Annotated in this window: 2 protein-coding genes; both read right to left on the bottom strand. The window is 47.8% G+C overall.

Annotation, left to right across the window (positions count from 1 at the left end):
- The coding region (locus tag R7E78_RS28005; protein ID WP_318058872.1) for a hypothetical protein at nucleotides 1-181 on the bottom strand (181 nt) is incomplete at its 3' end.
- A 15-nt stretch (nucleotides 182-196) separates the two neighbouring features.
- Nucleotides 197-621: PLP-dependent transferase (locus R7E78_RS28000; RefSeq protein ID WP_318058871.1), on the bottom strand; the 425-nt coding region annotated here is incomplete at its 5' end.

Genomic DNA, 621 nt, shown 5'->3' with positions numbered 1-621 from the left:
CATCTTTGTCTAAACCTTCCAGAAACTCGATCAAGCGATTAGTGGTCTTCCCCGCGGCAGATACCACCACCAGATCATTCTCGACAGAGTATTCTTTAAGAATATCGGCCACACGTAAGTAACATTCAGGGTTTGCTAAGCTGCTGCCACCAAATTTATGTAACTGACGTTGTACACTCATTTTTTAGTTCTCCTATTACTGAGCAGCTTTTACAAAGGCTTGATCGAGATCGGCAATCAGGTCTTGTGCATCTTCTAAACCCACAGACAAACGAAGCAGCTGATGCGACACGCCCGCTTCCGCTAACGCCTCTTCCCCCATGGCTCGATGCGTCATAGATGCGGGGTGACAAATCAAACTCTCCACGCCACCAAGCGACTCAGCAAGAGAAAACAGTTCGAGCTCTTTATCAAACACTTTAAGTTGCTCAAATGAGCCTGCAAATTCAAAGCTCAACATAGAACCAAAACCCGACTGCTGCTTTTTCGCGATTTCGTGACCAGGGTGATCTGGCAAGCTCGGCTGGTAAATCTTCGCGACCAAAGCCTGCTGTTGTAGGTAGTTGAGTACGTGTTGAGAGCTTTCTTCGTGCACTCGCATACGGGCGCCTAAAGTGCGGA

This window comes from Vibrio sp. YT-19(2023) (genome assembly GCF_033337395.1).
The sequence above is the reverse complement of the archived record's forward strand: the minus strand, read 5'-3'. Positions and strand labels throughout refer to the sequence as shown.